Source organism: Shewanella sp. YLB-07 (assembly GCF_009377275.1).
Window position 1 is genome coordinate 478083 of sequence record NZ_VOQB01000002.1, and the last position, 25465, is coordinate 503547.

A 25465-nucleotide genomic window follows, 5' to 3' on the forward strand; every position below is an offset into this window, starting at 1 on the left:
GCGCTACCAAGGAAGAAACATGTTCGCTCCAAGTCGTCTGCTCTTATCTGTTTTGGTCTCACTCTCGTTGATTTTCTCTCTACTCTTACTAAGCTCTACGGCGCTAGCAACTGAGCTTTCGACTAACCCTTTTATTGGCAGTTGGCAGTTAGAATCGGGCAAGTATCTGGATGACAGAGGTGAATGGCAGGACTATAAAAACCTTAACTTGACAGCCATCAAGGTTATCTCGTCCTCTCATTTTAGCTTCACTACCATGAAAGAGATTGAGCAAGCTGATGGTAAGAAGAGGCAAGAGTTCTGGGCCGCAGGTTCGGGGCGCTATGAGTTCACCGATAGCCAATATATCGAGTATCCTCAACTTAATTCTTTCGGCGTAACGCCTGGAGAGTCATTTGCGTTTGAGTATCAGATGAAAGGCCAACAGCTGCATACCAAACGTATCGAGCAGGGCGTGCTTAAAGAAGTTGAGGTCTGGCAGAGGTTGGACTAATTATCTATTCGTTTTTCGAATGCTATTATCCATTATTATTCGTTTTTATAATCAGTTCTGTTTGGTTAAGCTCTTCTGATAAATTCTAACTAGGGTGAATGCTAATGCATTCTAAGTATCAGCTTTCGTTACAGACAGCGGCTTTTCTTTTTGGCGCTTCAGCATTAATCGCTGAGCAACTGGCGGTCGGGGTTGTGGTGATAGTGTTCGCTCGTTGCCTGTTTGCCTCACTCACTCTTACTGCCTTAGTGCCGTTTTTTAGACATCAGTTACTCTCGCCATTATCTGTCAATGAGATGCTCAAATTATCTGTGTCTGCCACTCTACTAGCACTGCACTGGTTCAGCTTCTTTATGGGAGTCAAGCTAGGAGGATTAGCCATAGGTACATTGGGCTTTGCCTGTTTCCCGGCTTTTGTGATCGTGTTTGAGGCGCTTTTCTTCAAAGAGAAAATTACGGCTCATGATGGGGTTATTATCCTGTTGATAGGTATTGGGATATGGCTAATCACACCAAACTTTGATTTGTCAGATGAATCAGCCCTAGGCATGCTGTGGGGGCTGGGATCCGGTGTGATCTACAGCATCATGATGCTTACCAACCGCTATCTGGTTGACGGGGTTAATCCTATGCAATCATCTTGGGTTCAATGCCTGGTTATTACTTTTCTGCTGTTGCCATTTTCCTTCGAAGGCATGTTAAATATCACCTTAGAAGAGTGCTTATTACTCGCTGTATTAGGTATCTTATGCACCGGCATTGCCTATACCTTGTTTATTTATGGCGTATCAGGCGTTAAGGCTAAAGTCGCCGCCACTGTTATTGCATTAGAGCCCATTTATGCCATCTTGTTAGCCTGGATTATTTTTTCTGAGCAGCCTTCTTTAGTTGTATTATCTGGTGGCTTTGCCATTATTCTTGCTGTAGTCATTTCGTCACAGAGACGTGTATTTAAGCAAGAAAAGACGGCTAGTATTTGAATAATTCTTTTTGGTTACTTCTATTTCAGTTGCTATGTAAACCATGTCGCAAAGAGAAATCATAATGAGTGAACTTAACCTTGAAATAAGCTGGCTCCACTCGTTCGTGACAGTCGCCAAGACTGGTTCTATGACGGAGACGGCAAAGATTCTGCACCGCTCACAATCTGCGATTAGCATGCATATCAAGAATATCGAAGACACTCTAGGGCGAGCCGTGTTTAGCCGTGAGTCGAGACGCTTGAGCCTGAATGCATCGGGGCAAGAGTTGCTGGTTCACGCGCAAAAAATTCTTTATGTTTATCGCAATTCTATGCGGGAACTTATGGGATCTGATGTCCAGGGACATATCAGCTTAGGTATTCCTGACGATTATGCCATGGCTTATCTGCCTGCCTTACTCAGCATATTTTCCGAGAAATACCCCTCTATAGAAATTACCTTATGCTGCGAGCCTTCGTCACAACTCATCCCTAAGATAGCAGCCAATGAACTGGATATTGCCGTCATCACACAAGATAAAGCCGATCGCGGGGAGTCTCTTTTTTCCGAAGAGCTGGTCTGGGTTGGCAAGCAATCTCAGCAGATTTGGAACCGGAGTCCGCTGCCCGTCGCCATGTATGAGTTTGGCAGTCAGGCTAGAGCTAAGATACTTGATAAACTCGAATCACTTAGCTTCGGGTATCGCATCGTCTACAACAGCCCTAATATTGCCGGTCAGTTGGCCGCCGTCGAGAGTGGCATGGCCATCGCGGTGTTAACAAGATGCAGCGTACCGGCGCATCTTCAAGTGCTAAACAATACTAGGTTGCCTAAATTACCGGCCCTAGATGTAGGTGTTATGACCAGCTCTTCAGTCACTAAAGGGTCTCTGGCGCACTTGCTCTATGATGAAATAGTGTTAACACTAAGGAAAGAAGCTTAGCTTTCGGTATTTGTTGATGGGGAAGTTACTCTAACTCATCTATAAGCATTCTTCTCCAGAATTGACTCTTCGGCTTTTAAAAATTAGAACTTCTAGATTAAGCCACCTGGATACCTTGCAGAAACAGAAAAAACTTATGACTTACAGTAGTTTGTTACTGAATTTATAAGCGGTTGTTTCTATAAGGATGTAGGTAAGATGCGGTATCGTGCTGTTAATGTGTTGAGTGTGGCCCTTCTGTGCTCCTCTCTAAGTTCTGTGATGCTCATTCCACAGGCCCAGGCTATTGAAAATAGCACGGTGTCCTTTTGGGGGCGTTCAAAGTCAGCCAGCAAGGCGCGGCAACTTACAGCTTACCTATCGATGTGCCTAATGCCCGCGGCTTAAAACCCAATTAAGACGCTCAGAGTTGTCAGGTGATACACAAAATACCAAGGAAAGTTTGATGACTAAAGTTCTATTTATCTTGATTGTATTTTTATTGGGGTGTGAGCTTGTTATTTTCCATTCCTGTATTTTGGTTAGCGGGAATAATATTTTCAGCTTTATGGCTTCACAATAACCTCTAGGCGGTTATGCACTGACATGTTGCCATAGTTGTTATGTAGTAAGTAAGGTTAGAATAATACTGATTGAAATCTGTTACCCAAGCTGCATAAGAAAAGCTTCACACTCCATGGCTGTGCACATTTCAGCCTATCTGAATTTTGTGTGTTGAGTGCTGAGTAACGATGATATAACTCGCTTTGGTGTACCAATAACAGCTCGAAGCGATTAATCAGTGTTTGAATCGCCTCGACTAACACTTGCTCTAGTCTAGCTAAGTTTTCATGGGTCTCCTTTATCCTTAGAGTAAATTCAGGTTTATCGGTTTTGAGGCTGGTCAATGTTTCTGAAACGAATTGACTCAAATGATAAAACTCATCAGAAGCAGTATTGAGCTCTCCAACCTCATCAATGTAACCATAAAGCAATCGCTCCGAACGTTCAGTTAAATAGTTAAATCGGGCATTAAGCAGGCATAATTGTTTTTGTGCCGCGCCTGCCTGAACGCACACGGCATCACTCAGTGATACTTCGGGGAGGGTGAGTAACTCATCAGTCTTTAATTCATCATGAGCTATTTTATAGAGCGACAATGTGTTCTTAGCCGCTAATAGAGTTTCTGCTGTGCCTTTGTTGATTAACGACTTAATTGACTGCTCTGTTTCTAATAATACATTTTGCATATTCCCTCCCTTTGTTCAGCTAGTAAGACTTGCTTTCCTTTCGTCGAGTAAGCTATCAAGAGGCTTAATCTATGTGTTACTAAATAGGCTTCATTTTGCCAACTATTTCTCTTGGTTGTGCATCCTATTTGTTATCGGGTTGTGTTTTATTGCTGCCGCCCCATAAAAACTCGGTGGAGCGGTGCAATAAAACGTTCTACGTCCAGACTTCATTTCATTACTGCATGACATAAGCGAGTTTGTTTGCTCTAGTGTTAGTTTCAAGGTTATTAGTCTTGACGTTGTGCAGCTGCCCATGTTGTTAGACTATGCCCAAGTACAAAGAGAGAGGCGGCAAATAATCCCGCATCTTTGAGTAAAAACTCGCCGAAGAAACTCAGTGTCGGAAAGCCTGCTTCGGTTGTGATACCAGGCAAAAAAATCATCATACTTAGGGTTACCGTAAATAGAGTGATTGAGAGTAGGCCGCCAATAGCGGACAAAGCAGGATTAACAAATCGCCCAATAATCAAGATACCGATAAGCACTTCCAGGCTTCCTAGAAAATCAACTAAACCTTGTTTAGAGAAAATGATATACATCCACGAGACTAAAGGGTTATTAGCTATCATGCCGTACATGCCTTCGGCCTGGCCAGAGGTGAATTTCATTCCCCCAAACCAAATATAAATAATTCCTAGCGTGATATAGATCAGGGGTAAGCCCGTCTTCTCAATTTTTTGGCCAAGGGTCGATAAGGTTTGCAGTTGGATGGTATTAACGTTCATGGTTCACTCCTGTGGCATGTGCCTGATTATATTTAGGGCTCTATGGCCCAACATGTGTTTGCTATGTACTTGGCGGCGATTATTCAGTTAGGCTGATTTTTGGAAAATCGATGTCAATCTCAAAAGCTTCATTGAAATAATTAGTGAAGGTGTTTAGCGCTATATGTGCTATGACCTCAACAAGTTGCTCTCGGTTAAATCCTGCAGCTTCTGTCGCTGCGAGTTGTTTCGTCGTGACACGGCCTTTTTGCTCTATCACCTGTCTAGCAAAACTCAATATGGTGTTTGTTTGGCTGTCTTCAGAGCGGGCATTTAAATTCGCTCTTATTTCTGCCTCTGACAAGCCGAGTTTTCCACCGATAAAAGCATGAGCTGATGCACAGTAGTGACAACCATTAGTCCCGGCGATAGTTAACGCGAGTTGCTCTGACAATTTTTTGCTTAAAACGCCTTTTTCAAGGGATCCCTTAAAATTTAAAAAACCTTCTAATGCACTGGAAGAGTTGGCTATTGCGCCAAATAAATTGATTTCGGCGCCCATCGCCTTTTTTAATGCTGTGAGCTGAGTTTGTGCCTGACCTGTCGCGGTATTAACAGTTAACGTAGTAATGCGTTGCATAATAAAATCCTTAATTAATTAAAGTTAAGCTACCTTCTAGTAGGTAGGTGTAATGGTTAAAATTTTTAGGGTTTCCCCTCCTTCTTAGCTAATAATATCCAAGCAGGCGTCACAGGTTTGCTTATATAACCCTTGCTGGTTACGGTTTAACATCAGCGCACCTTTAATCGCGCAGCAGATAATGACAGCTTGTTGCTCTGGTGCCCCATTAAAGCGAAACTCACCCGTTGTTAAGCCCTTTAGCAGCACACCACTGAGTATCTGTAATTCTAATTGAACCAGTTTATTTACTTGTTTTTGCAACTCTGCACTCAGGAGTTTCAAATCTGTTTGCATAGAAAATATTCCACACATGCCTCCAAGCTCAGCACAATCATCAAACACTGAAAAGTAACCTTGTAATTGTGCCCGGGCTGTTTTTTTCATCGATAATTGCTGTTGTAACTCACTGAGCGCATCACTTTTTTGCTGACAATAAGCAATCCCCAAATCCGCTTTGGTAGGAAAGTGATGATGTATACTGGCTTTCTTTATACCCAGCTTTTTGGATAAGTCAGCATAACTAAAACCATTAAAGCCATTTTGCTGAATTAATTCATCAGCGTACTGTAAAATATCTATGTATGTAGTGTTCATGCAATCAATGCTACCTACCAGTTGGTAGGGTGTCAAGGTTTGTTATATCAAAATACGCTGGCCATAACGTTGAGATATTTCAAATCAATGAGTTTCAGGCACTCAATCAATGGCTACTAGCAAACCAACTTAGCCGATCCATTACAGCTTTTAGTACGCCAAGTTGCCGCATGTTATCCAGAGTCTTAGGGCTAAACCGTTCAAGCCTGATAATAGCCGTGAGTATCAGCTGACATTCAAATATCGTGGAATCAGAGATATAATCAGGTCTATCAATAAAATGGCTATAATTATACCAGTCTTCCCAGCGGAAGCTGATTAGTAATAGATTTCTGTTCTCTAATTCTTTTTCAAAGTTTTTCTTATTACACAATAGTGATGAGCCAGATTTTTCTAAGCAGCTTCCAAATCTTTCGTGAATAAATGAAGTGTGTTGCAATAGAGGTTTGTTCATGTTTATTCTTTCTCCTATTTAATAAAGTAGCAATAACAAGCATTAGACAGTAAACAGAGACCTGTACAATCAAAATAAAATTTCAATAGTTATTTTTTGGGAATGGTTTTATGTATTCTCCGGTCTTTATATCTTGAAGTATGGTTAAATAATCGATTTGTAGTGATTAACACTGGGGGTTAAGGTGAAATTAAATATTCTCGTTCTCATTTATGTTATTCCACAGCTTTCTCTAGCTGATTGTCTAGTTAAAGTTGGAGTTGAAGATTTTTTCCCTCAATCTTATTTACATAGTAGCGGGCATTGGCAGGGGATGAATATTGAACTCGCAGAGGCCTTACTCGATACGATCAACTGCACTCCGGACTACATGACTATCCCTAGGAAAAGGGCTCTTCACCTGATGATGAATGGGGAAATAGATATGTTACTCAATGTTTCTATCACTGAAGAGAGAAAGCAAGGGATGTATTTTATTGGGCCTCAGCAGAATGAGGCCATCGTACTTGGCATAGATGAAAATTCAAAATTTTCGATAAGCTCAATAGATGACCTCACCCATTTAGGTGGATTAATTTCCATTCAACGTGGTGCTCACTATGGGGATGAATTTTCTCTAAAGCTAGAAAATGAGCCAGATTTTTCTCATTATTTTGTCACTGTAAATGGCAATAAGGATAAAATAAAACTCCTAAATTTAGGCAGAACAATAGGCTTCTTGGAAGAGTATTATCAGTTGCGCCACGCCATTGCTATTCATCCTGAATACAAGAATGTTAAGATACATCCATTTGTTATTCATACAAACTTGGTTTACTTTGCCTTTAGTAAAAAATCAATTAAACCTGATGTTTACCTGAGTTTGAAGATAGGTTTTGAGAAGGCGAAAGAAAGTGGGAGCTTTCTAAAAATAATAAATAAGTACAACCGAGTTGATGTTCCTATAGAGGGAGAACCTACAGGGGATTTTAAATAATATTACGCCACTAACAAGTATTAATGGGTGCAATCCTTTTAAATAGGAAGTTTAATATGTCTGAGGTCAATATTTAAATGTCATTTTAGTGAACAGAAAAGACCATTACTCTTATTATTTTTCAGCGTTAATAAATACAAGTGTTTTTTGAGCTAGTCGCGGCCATAGATGGGCTAAATAATCAGTAATTGAGGATGCCAGCATGAAAGAGAAAGTTGAATTTATCAGTAATGGTCAGACATTAGTCGGTTTATTAGAGCAACCAGCTGGTAATGTTAGTGCTTTTGCCTTATTTGCCCACTGCTTTACTTGTGGCAAAGATATCGTTGCCGCCTCAAGAATATCTCGGGCTTTAATGGAGAAAGGTATAGGTACACTTAGGTTTGATTTTACTGGACTTGGTAGCAGTGATGGTGATTTTGCTAATACCAATTTCTCCTCAAACCTTGACGATCTCAAAGCAGCAGCGGATTTTTTGAGACGAGAGTACGATGCGCCGCAGCTATTAATTGGTCATAGTTTAGGTGGTGCCGCGATGCTGTCAATCGCCGATGATATTCCAGAGTGTAAGGCTGTTGTTACTATAGGTGCGCCTTCAACTGCCGACCATGTGATCCATAACTTTTCCGGTTCAATTGACGAAATCAACACCGAAGGGTTAGCTCATGTGACCTTGGGGCCGCATACATTTACCATTAAAAAACAATTTCTAGATGATTTAGACTTGCATGCTAAAAAAGGTTTTACCCTAACAAAAAAAGCCTTGTTGGTTATGCATTCTCCAGTGGATACCACAGTGTCTATTGCTCAGGCCGAGAAGGTATACTTTCAGGCAAGACACCCTAAAAGTTTTATCAGCTTGGACACTGCAGATCACCTAATAACACGCAAAGAAGATGCAGAATATGTAGCGATAAACATAGCCAGCTGGAGTAGTCGATATTTATGCTTCTCTACGGCTCATAAATAGGGCTAGGAGTTGGTCATGACTGGGTTAAACGGTTAAAGAACCGTTTATTTGTAGAACAGCCCATCGATTGAGAAAAATACGACTTAAATTCAAGCTCTGAAATACAAAACTGTAAACATTGAAGCACTGATCCTTTCTTTTCCTACCCTTAGGAAACAAATAAAAAATATTTTTATCAGATAGTTATGGTTGTTTTACATTGGCTCAGTTAAGTCATCGAACACCATCAATTATTATGTCATTAGACATGTCAAGGAAAGAGAATGAAATTAATTACTGCTTCAACATTGGTTATAGCCCTATTGAGTGCAAATGCAATGGCTGCACAGGATAATGCATACCAGCATGAAGCTAGCGTGGGTTATCTTACCAATTCAGATGAAATGGGTGACGGCATTTTGGGTGTTAATTATCGATACTATGCCAATCCTGTCGCACAAAATACTAGCCCTTATGCGCTAAACGGTTTTCTTGCCCAGGAATCTAATATTGGAGCGCATTATGCTAATTTTGATGCTCTGGACCTTGATACCGTAGGCGTTGATGGTACTTATGTCTTCGATTCTAATTGGTTTGTGGGTCTAAACTATCAACGTAGTAGTATTGGTAATGTGGATCTCAACACTTATGGCGTTGAGCTTGGTTATTATGTTAATGAGCAGACATCTTTTTCAGCTTTTTTTGATGGTGGTACAGATGATAATGCAGAGGAAAACTACGGCTTAAATATTCGTCGTTATTTAGAGCTAGACTCAACACCTGGAATTGATCTGTCGGCGGGCTGGGTACATGCCAATTCGGAGAATAACTATAACTTAGGCGCTGACTGGTATGTAACGAACTCATGGTCCGTTGGATCTGGATATACACGCGATGCTGAAGATGGTGACTTCGACATTAGAACCGCTTATTGGTTACGTATTTCTGATGATTTCTCTGCTAATTTCGCAATATCAAAAATCATTAACGAAGATATCGACGGTGTCGGTTTAGGTATTACGCTCACTGGTCGATTCTAAAGGCTTATTTATAGTCGATTCACTTATCTTGTTTGTGTCTTAATGGTTTCAATCATTGGGTGAGATTTGTTTTCTGCATGTCTACACTTAAGAAACATGCTTAGGTTTAGCTTGGGCTATTCTTGATGTGAGTCAGTAGTGCGGCTCTCATCAACATGCTTGTCTTGGATGTTTTTTAGCTCTATTCCGTCCGAATAGAGCTTTTTTTTTGTGAAAAATTGAGACTGAGAACGGTGGGAGACTTATATTTTCATTCTGTATCAGCACGCGATGAGTTTAGGCTTTAACCTTTCAGGCAGTTCAAATTCTTTAATTTCATCTGTGATGGGACAAGTGAATTTAAGATAGCAAGAGGTGAGCTGCAGATTCAATTCACCTTCTTTCGCTACGCCGTGGAGTCTGTCTCCTACGACCGGATATCCAATAGATGCCATATGAATACGGATTTGGTGCTTACGTCCCGACTCAATTTTCACCTGTACTAAAGAGCGTTTTTTCTCTTCATCAAAGGCTAACAATCTAGCGTGTGAACGGGCTGCTTTGTTATCCACATCTGTCGCTATGGTGACTGACTCCAGATTTCCCGAGTTAAATTGACCTTCTACTATTACCTGATAGTACTTATCGAGTTGCCTTAGCTCAAAGAGCTTAGCCAGGGCCGCGGTGGTTTTTTTGCTGTGACCGATAAGAACCAAGCCTGTCGCGGCTCTATCTAGCCTATGAATGATAAATGCCGGACGATCGGGGGCGAGGTGAATCTCGGCGTAGCGGTTAATAGTGGTGTGATCGCCCCATTTAGACCCCTGACACAACATGCCATAGGGCTTGTACCAGATACTGTATTGACCCCCATCGAATATCAATTCGGCTGCATCGACACTGTGTGCTAACACTTGCGGGTTGTAATACAGATGTAGCTCATCGCCAAGCTTTAAAGTCCGTTTAGCACGGCGAAGTCTCTGGGTCTGTTTGCCTCGTGTAAGCCAAACGGCTCCCTTGTTCATCGCCTGCTTTATCTGTTGCTTAGACAGTTTTGTCTCTGCTGCCAATAATGAAGCAGCATCAAGTTCGAGGTTATTAATGGTCAAGTGGGATTCGAGCACATTTTGAGTGACTTGGGGCATAAAATATAGGCATAGCTGATAGTGTTAGACGCTATTTTACATCATTTGATAATGAAATCTGCTGATTATTGTGCCCAATCACTACTGGTGTTATTTCAACATATGGCTTTAGTATTCATATTGATTAAAGATACGCCTATGATGATCAATATCATGCCGAAAATGGTGTCCATATTGGGTATATCTCCTCTTATTGCTCCGATAAGTGCGATCAGCACTATTCCAGCTCCACACCAAATAGCATAAACCACGGCAGTAGGAATATTGGCTGTCGCTAATGAGAGGAAATAGAATGCACTGGCATAACCTATAGCGCACCCAAGGGAAGGCAATATCCGGGTAAAGCCCAATGTAACCGGGAGTAAGGTGGTAGCAATGACTTCTGAAATGATAGCGATACTTAAATAGAAGTAACTGTTCATTTTTAATCTCTGGGGGTCAATGTAGGCTTTAGAAGTGGCTCTATGAGTTTAAAAAAACGGCCCTGACAAACTCAGGGCCAAAATAAAACCATAAAGGAGAAGCTAAGACGAATAATGCCTCTGCAGGGCAAGCCTACTTAGGTTAAAACCATCAGGATTTAGTTAAGTAGGGTTGACGACTTCGGAGGGGATAATGCCCTATGCACGTCTATTAGGCATCATTAAGGATTTTGATTAAGCTTGGTAGTTTTCATTAATCATTTTTTAAAGTGCAAATTTGCTTGTTCTCTATAGATGCTAGGTTTAGGGTTAATGATAACTATTTCCAGCTGCTGACGGTAATTTAGGCCAGGCGGCACAATCTATACCAGGTGAAGTGAATTATGGATACACAGTTAAAGTTTAGGGTTAAACATTGGCTTGATTATGATCCAGATCCCCGTACTCGACAGGAACTGCAGGCGCTCATAGATACTGGCAATGAAGCTGAGTTACAGCAACGTTTTTCGGGTCGACTCGCATTCGGTACCGCCGGGCTAAGAGGCGTCGTCGAAGCGGGCCCCATGGGGATGAATCGCTTGGTAGTACAGCAGACATCGGCAGGGCTTGGAGCCTATCTTAAGCAACAGGTTAGCGATGTCGACACTCGTGGTGTGGTCATCGGATACGATGGACGCCACGATTCAAAGCAGTTTGCCCATGATGCGGCGGGCGTACTCACTGCCATGGGAATCAAAGTCTATTTGACCTGTAAGGTAGCGCCGACTCCTTTAGTGGCATTCGGGGTTAATCATCTCGATGCGGCGGCAGGAATAGTGGTGACCGCGAGTCATAACCCACCTCAGTACAATGGTTATAAGGTGTACTGGGGCAACGGGGCACAGATCATCCCGCCTCACGACTCAGGTATTGCGGCGTGTATCGATAAGGCGGCGACAGAGTCAATCCATTTATTGGATCTCGAATCTGCCAGGGCCAATGGTAAGCTAGTCGTGTTGGAAGATGATTTCTATCAAAGTTATCGTCAAGGGATCAAGGATGCATCTGTGCTGCAAAACCACACTCAGCCTGAGCGGGTAAGCCTGTCTTACACCGCCATGCATGGTGTCGGCGCGGAGATGGCCGAGACTGTACTGGCCGATGCTGGCGTGACTCAGGTCTATTCTGTGGCCGCTCAACGTGAGCCCAATGGTGACTTTCCTACGGTGAATTTCCCTAACCCCGAAGAGAAAGGGGCTATGGATCTTGTGATAGCCGAGGCGAAGAAGCACGGCGCCATGTTGGCTTGTGCTAACGATCCCGATGCCGATCGTTTTGCGGTTGCCGTTCGTACAAAGGCCGGTGATTATCAAATGTTAACCGGTGACCAAGTGGGTGTGCTGTTTGGCCATTACTTGATGACTCACGCCGCTAAAAATCAACGTCTGACCTGCACAACTATCGTGTCTTCAAGCCTATTATCGAAAGTGGCGGCGAGTATGGATGCGACCTGTTTGACGACACTGACAGGCTTTAAGTGGCTGACTAATGTCGGCATGGCGGAGCAAACTGAGGATAACCAATGCCTGTTTGCCTATGAAGAAGCCTTAGGTTACATGGTTGGCTCTATGGTGTGGGATAAAGACGGTCTATCTGCGCTGGTGGCGTTTGCTCAGTTAACTGCTGAGCTTGCCAGTCAAGGCAAGACCATATGGGACAGATTAGAAGCCATCTATCGTGAGCATGGGTTTCACCTCAATGCACAGGTGAGCATAGCGCTTAAGCCCACTACGCCTAATATTGGCGCATATCTACGTAAGGAGCTACCGAGTGTGATTGCCACAAAGCAGGTATTGAGCACAGATGATATCAGTTGTGGTTTGCGAACCTTTAAAGACGGCACCACTGAAGTTATCGATCTACCTGCCAGTGATGTGCTTATTTTTAAGCTGGAAGGAGGGGGACGTGTCATCGTCAGGCCGTCAGGCACAGAGCCCAAGATTAAGTGTTACTACGAAGTGGTCGCGAACATGACGAGTGATGACAGTTTAGATAGCGTTCAGATCCGTGCTCAAGCAGAGATGGATACCTTTATCTTGGCTCATCAGGCATCTTTACCTCAATAATCGCTATTGATATAAGGCGTTTTACGTTTTCTTTTCTGAGCCTAGCAACTGTGAATAGTCGCTAGGCTCAGAAATAATTGGGAGTTGGTTGCTAGGTAAATGCTATGGGCTTATGTCGGTGGTGGAGCGGGAAGGTACAAACCAAGGGACAATTTTTTCAGGAACGATTATTTGTTGATCTGTTTTGGGATTGCGTTTAATCCCCGAGGGACGGATATTATACTTTATGACCCCAAAACCTCGAATTTCAATTCTCTGTTGTGCCCTGATTGATTCAATGAAAAAGTCTCGTGTTGCCTCTACTATCAGCATGGCATCTCTCTGGGGAATGGAGAATTCATGGCTTAAACGCTGAGCCAAATCTATGAGGTGGATTTTCACGTTCATGTTTCCTCCGGTGTCTGTGCGAGATTAGGACGAAATTTAAACGTTAATCGACTTCTGGCGGCTATGATCACATCTTCGCCCGTTTTGGGGTTTCTTCCCGGTCTAGCCGCTTTATGAGATTGCTGGATATTCCCTAGGTTTTTCAAACTAACGATATAGCCTGACTTCGCTATTTCAACTATGTCGTTAAGTAAAAAATCAGTCATCTCTTTTAGCTGTTCGGCTCGATATTTTGATAAGTCTTGCTTTACTCGGACCACAAGATCTTTTTTTGTTTTTGTCATTTGATTTATCGTCATAAGAGTTTGTAATCATAAAATAGGCAAGGATTGCGCAGTCAGTAGGGAATAACATACTCGCTATCTGTTGAAAAAAGGCTCTAAACAGAGAGAGTAAAGAGCATTAAACAGCAACAGGGTGAGATTTCTTAAGAATCTCTGGGTATATTTATAGTCGAAACAGTGGCCTTTATTGTTTCTTTAGCGTTTCGGGCTGAGGTTTTCATTATGCCTTTTGTGGCCATGAATGTTTAAACGTTAGTCCATTTTATCTGGAACTCAATTTCCTCTTCGTCTCCCTCACGTTCATGCTCTATGTTGTACTTTGCACGCACTGGCACATAGATACGCTCGCCGGCGATCTGAATCTCAAACTTACTCTCGCTTTCCAATGAATCAGCCAGTCGGCGAAGTTTAGCCACGAACTCTGCCTTTGGGTAATCCTTCTCTATGTCTCTATCTGCTTTATTCGTCATGTGTATTCCTTCATTGAGAGTGAGAAATTGTCCAATATCACTTTACTTAAAAATGGGCTGGTTTCCTCTTATTTTAGGGAAAATAAATTATTTCTAGATCCATGCTTGACCCTCCACTAAGGGGAGGGATTATCCTGCTGTTATTGAAAACGAGGAGGCTAGTTGGCAAACTTTATAGCCCTCGTGAACAGCAAATTATTAGCCCTTATTTATAATTAATCGAACCTAAATTGTGGAGTTAAACATGAAATTATTGATCAGCGCAGCCCTATCAGCCATCTTAGTACTCTCTTCTGCATCCGCCTTTGCCGAGACTCCAGATTTCTCAAAAACAGCTGCTGCGCAATCTAGCTATGATTTTTCAAATAATCAGCCTGCCAAGGGAAATAATGTGCAACAGAGCTCGGCACAGCACGATTTTTCCAAGACTGCGGCAGCGAGTCGCCAGTATGACTTCTTAAACAATCAAGTTGCCGAGAAGAAAGCACATCACCTTCTTGCTTCCACACAACATGATTTTTCGACAACAGCGGCAATAAAGCAGGTTTGTTAATTCAGTGAGCTGTCACTGTTTCAGGTGAAAAGCCAAGCGTGTCTTGGCTTTTTGTTTAAGAACCTTTGTTCTCCCTGAATGCGGGTCATATTTTCAGAGTAGACACCTTAGAGAAAAGCTCGACAACAGAAATAGTACTCACATCTAGTTCATGCGATTTATCACTTTATTGCTCAAAGTGTCGTTTTTATTCAATCTTATATTCCGGCCATCTCGTACTATTTTCCTATCGAAAGCGAGTTCCCTCGTTAGTTTTTCAAATACATTTGTTAGGTACAGAGCCATGTTAGAAATTAAAAAAATTGTGTCATTAAGCGAGATCTGTAAACTAAAACTGCAATATTTTTCGCTATCAAGGGCCCCACTCGATGGCATGTGGCATTTCGGTTTTGTCCCCATGTCTGACCATTTTGCTTTTTACGAGAATAATCGCCTAGTAGGTTTCTGCTGCATTAATGGTGAAGGCTATATGTTGCAATTTTATCTATCTCCAACAGCGAAAACCAAAGCTACAGAATTGTTTACTTTGATTGCGAAAGAAAATATTTCTGAATTTGGGAAAGTACTTGGGGCATTCGTGAGTACTGCAGAGACCGATTATTTATCACTTTGTTTAGATAACACGTCTTCAGTTAAGGTCAATGCTTTAATGTATCAGCACAATAAGGTACAGAATATTGAGACCATAGAACCGTTGGGAATGACATTAGCGTATCAGGAACAACTTAATGATTTCGTTGGCTTTGCAGCGACCAATATTGGTGCGCCAGAACAATGGTTGTCGGCATATTTTGGTAACTTGATTCAGCGCCAAGAGCTATGGGGCTACTGGTATGAAGGCACATTATTAGCAACTGGTGAGTGCCGGTTATTCGATGATTATCAGACTGACTATGCGGATCTAGGTATGATAGTTGCTGAATCTGAGCGAGGTAAAGGTGTTGCGACTCGTGTTCTTTATCACTTAATTAATCAGGCTTCAAAGCAAGGGTTAATACCGATTTGTTCGACAGAAAGTAGCAATATTGCTGCTCAAAAAGCCATTTTCCGTGCAGGATTTATCTCCTCAAACCGAATAATTCAGTGTGAATTTACCTAGGGTTAATGAAGGATTCCTATAGCTTCATTCCTATTTAGGGATGAAGCTATTTGCCTTAAATGAGTAAGCTAACTGTAATTAGTCATGGTTTAGCATATAGTAACAATGTAATCCAAGATGATGGTTATAGACTACAATGATCAACTGGCTTCAGGCGCCCAAGTCTCAAGACGTCGCCAAATATATTGAGTGTTATTGGCTTATTGAAAAATGCCCTAGTGTAGAAAGTTATCAATATCCCAAGTTAAACCCAGATCCATCGGCTCACTTAATCATATCCCCAAGCAACCAAGCCTATGATTATGGTATGGACCTTGGCACAGTTGATGGCCATGGTAGTCATTTGTTGTTTCCTCATCTGCAAACTTTTCAGCTCGATCACTCAAAACCATTTATTCATTTAGGAGTCAAATTTCGTGTTGGCGCATTGTACTCCCTTGGTTTTCCACTCTATTCCCATTCGATGTTAGATGTTATTGAAGAAATTAATCTTGCTAACTTATTTTATTCAAATGAGTCAAATGTAAATGAACTTGATGAAAATAAACTTATAGAAGTGGCAAGAAGTGATTCTGAACTATGTCGTAATCAATTAGATACTTTATTTTTGCCTTGGCTTGGGAACTGCAAAGAGGATCAGCATAGCAGGCTTACTCGAAAAGTACTTCAGTTACTGGACGCATCTCCAATCTCTAAACTTGGCAATATGCTTTTTTGTTCTCAAAGAACTTTAGAGAGAAGCTTTAGTCGGGTAACAGGCCTAACATTGAAACAATGTCAGACGATGAACAAGTTAGAGGAGATGCTGGAATATCTTTATCAACGTAGTGCTAATGAAATTGATTGGGTTGAAGTCGCTTTTGAGTTTGGGTTTAGCGATCAGCCTCATCTTATTCGTCACTTGAAAAAGCAGATAGGTTTAACACCAAAAAGTTACGCTAATGAGAGGGGCTTAACCATAGATGTTTATGGTGGTGTTCGTTCTTCCTTAGCCAAGACTTCAACTATTGCTATTCCAACGAACTGACTTATTTAATACGCTAGCCATACAGTTGGTTTTAAATGAGCTATTTAGTATTTCGCCTTTTTTCAAGAAGTTGCACTTATTTCTGGAGTGGCAGGCACATCAGGGAATCTAAATAGGAAAATGAATCTAGTTAAAAATGTAATCAAGCTTTATTTCAACCTTTCTCTACTTTGTTAACGAAATTAGGTACTAGATGTTATTATCTGATATCTCATATTTGTATGACATTGGATAACAGTTGTTGCAGGTTAGAAGCTTACTACTTTCACTATCGCTTACCTTTATGGCTTTGACAATTGCTGAAGCTCAGGGTCAAGCTCTGGAACCTGTTCTGATGCAATCTCGAACTCAAGTGAATAAGCCTGTTGTGGCGAGCAATGCTGGACTATCTCTTGAGCAAGAAGCTATGGATCCAGAACCTACTGAACAAGACGCCGATGCACAAGAAGATGTAGAGCCAGTAAAAGAGAAAGCCTCACTCGATAAGGCTGAAGAGGCTCTTGATCCCTGTTTAACCCACTCGGCAGATAATACCGCTTTCGATCAAGCCTTTGATTATCTCAATACTAAGTTTTGTCAGCCGGCTATCTGGTTCGACAGCTTTTTTGTCGATGATCGTACTCAGGAAGATGCTCGGGCCGGGACCTTAGTTCGCTGGACTAATGATTTCTCTTATTACTTCAAGGAAGGGTTCAAATATAGGGCAAACCTCAATGCCAGGTTCAATCTTCCCGGGGTCAACCAGAAGCTTAAAGTGATCATCGACTCTCAAGGGGAGGACGATCCGTTCGCTTTCCTAAAAGGGCCCGATGATGAGGGGGAACGGGATATCGGGCTTAGATATGATTGGTATGCTAAGGACAGAGTGAGTTTCAATATTAAGGCCAACTTTAAACCTAAGTTAGAGGCGAGGTGGCGCTATACCTATCCCATCTCCCAGGGCACCATTACTCGACTCACGCAGAAAATCTATCAAGAGAAGAAGGTGACCGGAGAGTCTACCGAGTTCGATATTGAGCATTCCTTCGATGAAGATTTTTTATTGCGTTGGAGCGTGGTCGCTCAGTATGAAAATCGTGATAATGGCTGGGAGTTTGGCAGCAGTGTTAACCTTTACCATTACATCAGTAGTAAGCAAGCACTTAACTATATTGCCAGTATCTATGGTGTCGATACGCCTTATCATTATGTGGAGAATGCCAGAATCGCCATCACCTATCGGCAAAATTTCGCCAGGGACTGGTTATTCTTCGAAATTACCCCCGAGTATAACTGGAGTAAAGAGATCGACACAGACAGGTTAGATCAAGCCATTATCACCTTTCGATTAGAAGTAATGTTTCAGAACATCTGATCTATTGTATCTATTTTGTTTAATACTTATCCGGCTTTGGGTTGGTTGTTGTTTTTACTGTGATTAATTGATCTTATAGTGATCTACTATTGGCCTTTACATAGTATGCCACCCTATATTGAAACAGTTTGTATCCACCTCGTGCTAATCTCACGCCAATCTTTTAGCAGTAGTATAAAAATAGAGACTTTAAAATACTATTCGCTTCTTATTTTAATTATATAAATTCATGAGGTTATGGAATATGTTGCGTATTCGATCGAGTTTACTAGTCATCATTTTTACACTGGTTATTCCTATTGGATTTATCGATGCTGCTCCCTTACAGCCAGTAGATAAGAATGATGCACTTTGGTATCCGAAAACTGATCTGACACTGCATCCCAGAGTTAAGCCATATGTGTTAGAGAATGGTATGAGATACATACTAATTCAAAGTCAATCTCCGAAAGATGAGGTGGAAATCCGGCTGCATATCCGTGCAGGGTCAGCATTGGAAAAAGGCCCGCAGCCAGGTGTGGCACATTTTTTGGAACATATGGCATTTAATGGGTCTAAAAATATTCCTGAAGGTGAAATGATCACTATGTTGCAAAGGGATGGGCTCGCTTTCGGTGCTCATACCAATGCGTTCACCGATTTTACGCAGACGGTTTATCAGTTGTCACTGCCTAGCGCTGAAGAAGAGCTTATTGAAAAAGCTTTATTTATTATGAGGGAAACCAGTAGTAACCTGACGATTGATAAAGCTGCGGTTGCAAGAGAAAGAGGGGTATTAAACGCTGAGGTTAGAGGCAAGCAGGGGCCTGAATTTAACAGTTTTCTTGATTGGATTCGGTTTGCCTATCCGGGGACTGATTACATCAACAAGATCCCGGTTGGTTCATCTCAAGGTATTAAGTCTGTTACTCAAGATATTCTGGTGGAGTTTTATCACAGGTATTACACACCAAAGCGTACAACATTGATTGTTACAGGAGACTTTAACCCTGAACGGGTCAAAAAAGCGATTCAAAAGCAGTTCTCAGATTGGACGGCGGATGAAAGCCTCGATGAACCGGACTTTGGGAAATTGGTCGTCAATACTGAAATTAGTACCCATGCTTTTATCGATAAGAGTATCGATAGTCGTATCTCCATTAATGTGATCACACCAGCTAAAGTTGAGCCAGATAGTCGTAAAAAACGTCTTGGTGATCTGTTAACTTATCTTGCTAATACTGCCCTGTCTATTCGACTCAATGATATTGCTATTAACAGCGATAACTTGATGACGGGAGCTGCGGCCTATCAAGAGCGTTCGGAACTGGCAACCATTAGTAGTGTTTCAAGTTATATCGATGCAGAGCAATGGCCATCAGCACTTGAGTTGATTGAGCAAAGCTTAGGTCAAACCTTAGAGTTTGGTTTTACGCAAAAGGAGATAGATCGGTTAGTGGCAAGCTTTGAAGCTGATTTGAAACTGGCTGTCCAATCTGAAGAGACTGTTCCGAATTATGTTATTGCGGACTCGGTGACTCAAGCTGTTGAAAATCGAGAATCAGTGTTGTCGGCGAAGGATAATTTAGCGTTCTTTCAAAAGAACATTGTGGGTATTAAAGCGGAACAGGTCGCTGAGCATTTTAGACTGTTATGGTCAGGGGCTGCTCCCAGTGTTTATCTCACAAGCAATATTGAAATTGAAGATGCAGAAGCAGCAATATTAAAGGTATATAACCAAAGCTTAAATACTCAAGTTTATCCCTTGGAGGCACGTGAAGAAGTCGAGTTTCAATACGTAAACTTTGGTGATAAAGGGAAAGTTGTATCTGAAAAAACAAATAAAGTGAGTGGAATAAAATCTGTCCAGTTCAACAACGGTGTTGTAGTAAACGTAAAGCAAACAGAGTTTGATAAGGGACAGGTGTTTATCTCTTTACGTGTTGGTCATGGCCTTGAGGATTTTCCTGCTGACAAAGATGGGTTAATTAATCTTTTTGAGTATGGTTACCAGTCAGGTGGGTTGAAAAAACACACATTCGATGAGCTGCATAATATCTTTCTCGATAAGAATGTCTCAATGGCTTTAGGCGTCGGGTTAGACAGTTTAGGTGGAACTTACAGTACGACGCCTGATGAATTAAAGCTGCAGCTGCAAGTATTGACTGCACTCTTGACGGAACAGGCTTATCGTTCGGAAGGGGAATCTTTTTTTAGACATGAGATCAAAGTCAGTGAGCAAATGGCTAGCTCCAGTCCAGAACATGTGATTGATACACAATTCATGCGCACTTTATATGGTGAGGATAAGCGTTTTGGGCTTGGACCCTTATCTGAGATTCAGCAGCGCACATTTGCTGAACTTAGACCTGTTATCGAACGGATCATGAAGAATGGGCCGATTGAAATTGCGATTGTGGGTGATATCAATAATCAAAAAGCAATTTCAGCGGTAGCTGAAACATTTGGCGCTTTGCCACAGCGGTTTAAGCTCCCAAGTCACCATTATCTAAAGGGAATAGATTTTCCTGAGCCCCAAACTGTTATCTTGTTTCATCGAGGGGGGGTGGACACCGCGTTGCTAAACACCTATTGGAAAACTGATGACGATCGTGATGTGAAGAGCATGCGCAGATTGCAACTTCTGCAAGAGATACTCACATTAAAGTTGACGAAAAAGCTAAGAGAGTCAATGGGCGTTTCTTATTCTCCCTATGCATTTAGCACTAATTCAGATTCTCTGGATGGTTACGGTTTCATTGGTATGAGCAGTAACATAAAGCTTGGTGATATAGATAAAGTTGAGGCGGCTTATAAACTGATAACTGACGAGGTGAAGAAAGAGGGCGCAATTACAGATGATGAGTTATTAAGAGCCAGAGCTCCTATCATTAAAGATGTTAAAAATGCAGTGAATAGTAACTGGTTTTGGTTAGACTTGGCTAGCCAAGCTTATAGCGCCCCGGCTCGTTTTGATCGATTTAATCAATTTACACAAGAGTTGAGTGCCGTGACTGTGGCCGATATCACTCAAACTGCAAACCGGTACCTAGTTCAGGAAAGAGAAGTGATTGTTAAGGTTCTTCCTGAGAAAATATCTAATAGTGTTATAAAGCAATAAATTTGTCCTGTCTGAAAGCCTACTGACACTATGCTGTCAGTAGGCCTGGTTTATCCTTGTTTCGTCGCTAAGGGAGAAGCACTCATGTTGAGTGTGAACTTAGTAATTGAAAGGAGTTCAATATGTTACATCAAGCACCGCTAGTCTGGGGCGAAATAGCCGTCGAAAACATGGATAGAGCCGTTGAGTTTTATGGCAAGCATTTTGGTGTCAGTTTTAGACGCGAAGTCATGAACGATATGGAGATGGCGATTCTAGAAACTGAGGATAAGGAAGCGGCCAGTATTGGCTTGGTTAAACATGAGATGATGAAGCCGTCGGCCCATGGTAGTGTGCTTTATCTGCACTTGAGTGAGAAACTGTCTCCTCTGGTTGAGAGTATTACCCAAGCTGGCGTAAAAGTGCTCCTTCCTGTCATGCCTATCAAAGAAGGCGAGTGCGGTTTCATCGCGTTATTCGAAGATAGCGAAGGCAATACTGTCGGCCTGTGGTCAAAAGATAAATAGTGGCTAGTTGTAGGTTGGGAGTGGGTGGGCCGGATTAGTTCCGGCTCATGCTTGGTATTACTTGAGTGAGTAAAATGGCTTTAGGCTAAAGGAAAGCAGATGACTGTGATAAAGGAAGATGTGGTTTCGCCGGTTTTGGTAACCCAAGAGGTGATTGAGTTAAGGGGACTGGCGGTAAGAACATCAAATCGTGCCGAGCAAGTTGCCGATACTCAGAAAATTGGGCCGCTTTGGCAGCAGTTTATAAGCTTATCTGATGTTCAGAGCAATATGAGTTCGCCAGTTTATGGCAGTTATTACGACTATGAATCCGATCATAATGGTGAGTTCTCTGTTCTCGCGGGATTAGTGGTAGGGTTAACTAAAGTGGGAGCCGATAATTCGGAGCTGACTGGACTGACGTTAGCCGCCGGAGAATACCTGCGTTTTAGTGCTATTGGTGAGATGCCTGCTGTGGTGATCAGTCTTTGGGGTCAGGTATGGCATTATTTTAATGATGAAAATTGCCAATTTGAGCGGAGTTATAGCACAGATTATGAGTGCTACACCTCCAATGACGGTGTAGATATTTACATTGGCATCAAGCTTAGATAGCCTTAATTTCGTACCAAAGAGTGTGCTAAGTCAATCGGGCTTGGCACTTTTTGTTTTGTTAGAGATATGTTTTGCAGAGCCAGTGTTTTAGAGCTGGATGTCATCTGTTTGATGTTCAATATTGAGGTGACTCATGCGCCGAGCCGACAGATTATTTCAGCTAGTTCAACTACTGCGTCATCGCCGTTTAACGACGGCCAAAGAGCTGGCTGAGAGGCTGGAAGTGTCGACCCGAACCATATATCGCGATGTGCAAGATCTCTGTCTCAGTGGTATCCCTATCGAAGGCGAGGCCGGTGTCGGTTACCTGCTGCGCCATGAGGTCAATGTCCCACCTTTGATGTTCAATGAAGCCGAGCTTGAAGCGATTCAAGTCGGCATGCGTATGGTACAAGCCTGGGGCGGTAAAGAGCTCTCCAGCGCCGCCAAGCAGGCGATGATCAAGGTTGAAGCAGTCTTACCTGCACGTTTGCAGGATTATCAGTCCCTGATGTTTGCTCCGGACTTTTATATCGACACCGATGAGTTTAAATTTCTCGATGTGTTGAGAATTGCATCCAGATTACGGGAATACCTGTCGATGGAATATCGGGATGTCAAAGAGGCTAATACTCAGCGAGAGATCCGCCCTCTGGCCATCTATTTTTGGAAGGGAACCTGGACCTTGCTCGCCTGGTGTGAACTCAGAGATGATTTTCGTAACTTCAGGGTCGATAGGATCACCGGACTCACCAATTTAGGCCGGCACTTTTCAGTGACGCCCGGTGAGGAGATGCAGGACTATATCGAGGCGATGGAGGCTAAGTACGGTTACAATTAGGACGCAATAGTGTCCATAAATATTAGCCTAGTACAGGACGCATAAAATTACGCTCATATCTTAAAATGAATTTATGTTTTTTGGCGAAGTCAAATGCAGCGAGACAATCAGCATCTTTGGCTGAATCATTCCGATAGATTTCGTAAACAGCCAAACTAGGAAAAGAGAATAAGGCTATAGCGATATCATTTGCTCCCTCGCCAGGCAGAAAGTAGCCATGATGTTGGCCACCAAACTTTTCAACTAGCGGTATCCAGAGTTTGGCATAGTGTTCAAACTCCTCAATCATTTCCGGGTTTATTACGTATCTAACATGACAAGTGACCTGCATTCTTGGGTGTTCCAAATTTTCGTTCGAAGTCATTTTTATTCCTTTACCCTAGTGAATAACGAAGAAGAGCCCCATGCTCAGTACTGTGGTTAACAGTACGCTGCGTGTGGTATATGCCAAAAATGCGGCTAAGATTGCGCATATCAAATAGCTGTTATCTAAACTCAAATCTAACTGATTTTCTCGAATAAAGACGATGGGAGCGAAAATGGCTGTGAGAACGGCTGGGGCCGAATAACTCAGGAATGCTAAGGTGTTTTTGCTTAATCGTACCGGCAGCCTTGGCTCCAGAAACAGATATCGACTGCCAAATACTACTGCTGCCATGGCTAAAATAGTCAACCAAATCATGTTTTCTCTCCTGTCAGCTTGGCGTAGAGTGTGCCGGAGGTCATGCCAAGCAGTGCTGCGATGAGTAGTCCAGCGGGGATGGCTAATAGCTCACAGACAACGGCGCCGACGAGAGAGACTAGTACACAAAATAGCATTGAAGGTTTCTTTACCGAAGGAACGACAATGGCGATAAAGGTGGCCGCGATGGCAAAATCCAGTCCCCAGCTGTCGAGGTTTGGGATTGTTTGACCCGCGATAATACCGGCCGCCGTGGCTAGGTTCCAGCCCAGATAAAAGCTAAATCCGCCGCCGAATGCATACCAGGGATCCAGCTTGTGTTGCTTGCCTTGATTAGCGATGGCAAAGAGTTCATCGGTAAGCAGAAAGCTTAAGACTAGCCGCCACTTGAGTGGCAAGGGACTAATTTGGGGGCGCATGGCCATGCCATAGAGAAAGTGCCGCGAGGTGATGAGTAAGGTGGTGATTAAGATGCTGGTTAAGCCAACACCAGCTTTGATCATGCCAAGTGCAACCAACTGGGCCGAGCCTGCGAAAATGATGGCCGACATGGCCTGACTCTCGAAGGGAGACAGTCCGGCGTCAAGTGCAAAGGAGCCTGCTAAAATGCCCCAGGGAATGACGGCTATGGTTAATGGCATCACAGCTAAGGTGCCCTTTAAGAAGCCGTTAAATTTCCCCTCAGCCTTTAATGTTTGTATTTGGGAACTCATTAATCTTTTGAACACTTCTATTGGTAACATTAACCACTAAGTTAACCTATCTGAGATCCGCTGGCTTGTACAAACTTGCACTCATTTATCTGGTAAACTCTTTTGCATATTGGCCTGGTGTGACCCCCATGGTGCGTTTAAAGTGACGGTTGAGGTGGCTTTGATCGTGAAAACCACAGGCTAAGGCGACATCCAGTAGCTTATCGCCATTTCGGATCCGTTTCTTGGCGAGTCTGACTCGCGCTTGGATCTGATAGGCATGGGGCGGTAGGCCAAAGGTGCGCTGAAATTGTTTGATTAAATAGAAGGGGCTGAGCCCGGCTAACACTGCCAACTCTTCCAGAGAGATATCGGCGTTGGGGTGATCGTCGAGAAATTGTTTAACCAGTGCCAATTGAGGCTGAGCCAAGGCCTGTGTCTGGTTTTCTCCTCTGTGTGTGCTGTGGCGTGCCATGAGTTTAATCATGGTGGAGTAGACAACAGATTCCCGCAGCAGGCGGTTATCGGACTCTTTAAGAGTCTGAAACGTCATGCGGAGCATGTCGGCCATCGACTTGTCGTGGACCACAGCGTCGGGAAAGTAAGGTGCGCCTGTCGAGGCCAGTCCTAATTCTTGGTTGATCGAGGCAAATTGCTCGGGAAGAGGATACATGGCGCGATAAGACCAGCCATTCTCTGTGGCAGAGCAGCCGTTATGTACCTCATCGGCGTTGACTAAGATGATACTGTTCTGCGGCGCTAGGTGATTGCTGCCGGTACGAAAGAACTTCTGGGCACCTGTATCTATCACACCAACGGTGTAGCCTTCATGACTGTGACGGGAAAAGTTCTGTTTTTGATAGCTGGCATCGAGTAGCTCAATACCACCCAGCTCTTGGGCCAAGGTAAATTCCGCTTTTTCACTATTGTTTCTCTGTCGGGCAGAATCTTGCTTGTCTGCCTTAGGTGCCGCTTGTTCCATGATACTCCTCGTTGTACTGAGTCATCATAGCGCATAAATGGCTAATGCTTTTGTACAAAATTGTGCTCATTTAATGCCAGTACTAGTGCTAGGTAATGTCGTTACCCTATCGATTAGTCAGGCTAGCTTGTTGTCTCTGTTGCAATATTAGGTGTAACTGATATCTTTGTGCTCCATTTCAGTCATCTTGATCTTT

28 protein-coding genes and 1 pseudogene are annotated in these 25465 nt (G+C 42.7%); 15 read left to right on the forward strand and 14 right to left on the reverse strand.

Annotated elements, in window-relative coordinates:
• Nucleotides 1–19: 19 nt before the first annotated feature.
• From FS373_RS05950 to FS373_RS05960, 3 genes are all read left to right on the forward strand, one after another.
• Nucleotides 20–493, forward strand: coding sequence for a hypothetical protein (locus FS373_RS05950; protein ID WP_227992507.1), 474 nt, complete (start codon nt 20–22; stop codon nt 491–493).
• A 104-nt stretch (nt 494–597) separates the two neighbouring features.
• Nucleotides 598–1473, forward strand: coding sequence for a DMT family transporter (locus FS373_RS05955; protein ID WP_194165808.1), 876 nt, complete (start codon nt 598–600; stop codon nt 1471–1473).
• Between the two features lie 64 nt (nt 1474–1537).
• Nucleotides 1538–2398 carry a LysR family transcriptional regulator gene (locus FS373_RS05960; RefSeq protein ID WP_152828938.1) on the forward strand — a complete coding sequence of 287 codons (861 nt, stop codon included), beginning with the start codon at nt 1538–1540 and terminating at the stop codon, nt 2396–2398.
• A gap of 617 nt (nt 2399–3015) precedes the next feature.
• Here the strand turns inward: FS373_RS05960 and FS373_RS05965 are convergent.
• The 5 genes from FS373_RS05965 to FS373_RS05985 all read right to left on the reverse strand — a co-directional run bounded on the left by FS373_RS05965 (nt 3016) and on the right by FS373_RS05985 (nt 6103).
• On the reverse strand, nt 3016–3627 hold the full coding sequence (locus FS373_RS05965; RefSeq protein WP_152828939.1) for a hypothetical protein: 612 nt from the start codon (nt 3625–3627) through the stop codon (nt 3016–3018).
• A gap of 269 nt (nt 3628–3896) precedes the next feature.
• Complete coding sequence (locus tag FS373_RS05970; RefSeq protein ID WP_152828940.1) at nt 3897–4394, reverse strand: DUF417 family protein; 498 nt, start codon at nt 4392–4394, stop codon at nt 3897–3899.
• A 79-nt stretch (nt 4395–4473) separates the two neighbouring features.
• Entirely contained in the window at nt 4474–5013 is a 540-nt protein-coding gene (locus FS373_RS05975; RefSeq protein WP_144047340.1) for a carboxymuconolactone decarboxylase family protein, read from the reverse strand.
• Nucleotides 5014–5097: 84 nt separating this feature from the next.
• The gene (locus FS373_RS05980; protein WP_144047339.1) at nt 5098–5649 is read right to left on the reverse strand and encodes a TetR/AcrR family transcriptional regulator; all 552 of its coding nucleotides are present in this window, start codon (nt 5647–5649) and stop codon (nt 5098–5100) included.
• Nucleotides 5650–5755: 106 nt separating this feature from the next.
• Complete coding sequence (locus FS373_RS05985; protein ID WP_144047338.1) at nt 5756–6103, reverse strand: DUF6508 domain-containing protein; 348 nt, start codon at nt 6101–6103, stop codon at nt 5756–5758.
• Nucleotides 6104–6287: 184 nt separating this feature from the next.
• Between FS373_RS05985 and FS373_RS05990 the strand changes: the two genes are divergently transcribed.
• The 3 genes and pseudogenes from FS373_RS05990 (at nt 6288) to FS373_RS06000 (ending at nt 9068) form a co-directional block, all read left to right on the forward strand.
• On the forward strand, nt 6288–7079 hold the full coding sequence (locus FS373_RS05990; RefSeq protein ID WP_194165809.1) for a substrate-binding periplasmic protein: 792 nt from the start codon (nt 6288–6290) through the stop codon (nt 7077–7079).
• Between the two features lie 202 nt (nt 7080–7281).
• Nucleotides 7282–8043: pseudogene (locus FS373_RS05995) on the forward strand (alpha/beta hydrolase family protein); the annotation flags it as partial.
• Between the two features lie 269 nt (nt 8044–8312).
• The gene (locus tag FS373_RS06000) at nt 8313–9068 is read left to right on the forward strand and encodes a putative porin (protein WP_152828943.1); all 756 of its coding nucleotides are present in this window, start codon (nt 8313–8315) and stop codon (nt 9066–9068) included.
• A 260-nt stretch (nt 9069–9328) separates the two neighbouring features.
• On the opposite strand, the gene FS373_RS06005 is transcribed toward FS373_RS06000, so the two are convergent.
• Together FS373_RS06005 and FS373_RS06010 are read right to left on the reverse strand one after the other, a co-directional pair.
• Complete coding sequence (locus FS373_RS06005; protein ID WP_152828944.1) at nt 9329–10192, reverse strand: RluA family pseudouridine synthase; 864 nt, start codon at nt 10190–10192, stop codon at nt 9329–9331.
• A gap of 95 nt (nt 10193–10287) precedes the next feature.
• The gene (locus FS373_RS06010; protein ID WP_144047333.1) at nt 10288–10614 is read right to left on the reverse strand and encodes an SMR family transporter; all 327 of its coding nucleotides are present in this window, start codon (nt 10612–10614) and stop codon (nt 10288–10290) included.
• Between the two features lie 383 nt (nt 10615–10997).
• Here FS373_RS06010 and FS373_RS06015 point away from each other — a divergent pair, with 383 nt between their 5' ends.
• Nucleotides 10998–12719: a phospho-sugar mutase gene (locus FS373_RS06015; RefSeq protein ID WP_152828945.1), complete on the forward strand. Its 1722-nt coding sequence runs from the start codon at nt 10998–11000 to the stop codon at nt 12717–12719.
• 102 nt (nt 12720–12821) lie between these two features.
• Here FS373_RS06015 and FS373_RS06020 read toward each other — a convergent pair whose 3' ends face one another.
• The 3 genes from FS373_RS06020 to FS373_RS06030 all read right to left on the reverse strand — a co-directional run bounded on the left by FS373_RS06020 (nt 12822) and on the right by FS373_RS06030 (nt 13860).
• Nucleotides 12822–13106: an HU family DNA-binding protein gene (locus FS373_RS06020; protein WP_144047332.1), complete on the reverse strand. Its 285-nt coding sequence runs from the start codon at nt 13104–13106 to the stop codon at nt 12822–12824.
• On the reverse strand, nt 13103–13390 hold the full coding sequence (locus FS373_RS06025; RefSeq protein WP_185976859.1) for an HU family DNA-binding protein: 288 nt from the start codon (nt 13388–13390) through the stop codon (nt 13103–13105). Before FS373_RS06025 ends, FS373_RS06020 begins: the two co-directional genes overlap by 4 nt.
• Nucleotides 13391–13635: 245 nt before the next feature.
• A complete protein-coding gene (locus FS373_RS06030) occupies nt 13636–13860 on the reverse strand; it encodes an amphi-Trp domain-containing protein (protein ID WP_144047330.1) in 225 nt (74 codons plus the stop codon).
• Nucleotides 13861–14104: 244 nt separating this feature from the next.
• On the opposite strand from FS373_RS06030, the gene FS373_RS06035 reads away from it, so the two are divergent.
• The 8 genes from FS373_RS06035 (at nt 14105) to FS373_RS06070 (ending at nt 22913) form a co-directional block, all read left to right on the forward strand.
• Nucleotides 14105–14413 (forward strand): hypothetical protein, encoded by a 309-nt coding sequence (locus FS373_RS06035; RefSeq protein ID WP_144047329.1) that lies wholly within the window; start codon nt 14105–14107, stop codon nt 14411–14413.
• Nucleotides 14414–14696: 283 nt separating this feature from the next.
• Nucleotides 14697–15512, forward strand: a complete 816-nt coding sequence (locus FS373_RS06040; protein WP_144047328.1) for a GNAT family N-acetyltransferase — start codon at nt 14697–14699, stop codon at nt 15510–15512.
• Between the two features lie 136 nt (nt 15513–15648).
• Nucleotides 15649–16539 (forward strand): helix-turn-helix domain-containing protein, encoded by an 891-nt coding sequence (locus tag FS373_RS06045; protein ID WP_152828946.1) that lies wholly within the window; start codon nt 15649–15651, stop codon nt 16537–16539.
• Nucleotides 16540–16873: 334 nt separating this feature from the next.
• Nucleotides 16874–17893 (forward strand): hypothetical protein, encoded by a 1020-nt coding sequence (locus tag FS373_RS06050; protein ID WP_227992508.1) that lies wholly within the window; start codon nt 16874–16876, stop codon nt 17891–17893.
• A 400-nt stretch (nt 17894–18293) separates the two neighbouring features.
• Complete coding sequence (locus FS373_RS06055) at nt 18294–20993, forward strand: M16 family metallopeptidase (protein ID WP_194165810.1); 2700 nt, start codon at nt 18294–18296, stop codon at nt 20991–20993.
• A 122-nt stretch (nt 20994–21115) separates the two neighbouring features.
• The gene (locus FS373_RS06060; protein ID WP_144047324.1) at nt 21116–21499 is read left to right on the forward strand and encodes a VOC family protein; all 384 of its coding nucleotides are present in this window, start codon (nt 21116–21118) and stop codon (nt 21497–21499) included.
• Between the two features lie 99 nt (nt 21500–21598).
• Nucleotides 21599–22093 (forward strand): GyrI-like domain-containing protein, encoded by a 495-nt coding sequence (locus FS373_RS06065; protein WP_144047323.1) that lies wholly within the window; start codon nt 21599–21601, stop codon nt 22091–22093.
• A 133-nt stretch (nt 22094–22226) separates the two neighbouring features.
• Entirely contained in the window at nt 22227–22913 is a 687-nt protein-coding gene (locus tag FS373_RS06070; RefSeq protein WP_144047322.1) for a helix-turn-helix transcriptional regulator, read from the forward strand.
• 22 nt (nt 22914–22935) lie between these two features.
• On the opposite strand, the gene FS373_RS06075 is transcribed toward FS373_RS06070, so the two are convergent.
• The 4 genes from FS373_RS06075 to FS373_RS06090 all read right to left on the reverse strand — a co-directional run bounded on the left by FS373_RS06075 (nt 22936) and on the right by FS373_RS06090 (nt 25269).
• Nucleotides 22936–23277: an NIPSNAP family protein gene (locus FS373_RS06075; RefSeq protein WP_144047321.1), complete on the reverse strand. Its 342-nt coding sequence runs from the start codon at nt 23275–23277 to the stop codon at nt 22936–22938.
• Between the two features lie 15 nt (nt 23278–23292).
• A complete protein-coding gene (locus FS373_RS06080; protein ID WP_144047320.1) occupies nt 23293–23595 on the reverse strand; it encodes an AzlD domain-containing protein in 303 nt (100 codons plus the stop codon).
• Nucleotides 23592–24308: an AzlC family ABC transporter permease gene (locus tag FS373_RS06085; RefSeq protein ID WP_152828948.1), complete on the reverse strand. Its 717-nt coding sequence runs from the start codon at nt 24306–24308 to the stop codon at nt 23592–23594. The genes FS373_RS06080 and FS373_RS06085 overlap by 4 nt, the downstream gene beginning before the upstream one ends.
• Nucleotides 24309–24393: 85 nt before the next feature.
• Nucleotides 24394–25269 carry an AraC family transcriptional regulator gene (locus FS373_RS06090; protein ID WP_152828949.1) on the reverse strand — a complete coding sequence of 292 codons (876 nt, stop codon included), beginning with the start codon at nt 25267–25269 and terminating at the stop codon, nt 24394–24396.
• Between the last annotated feature and the right edge of the window lie 196 nt (nt 25270–25465).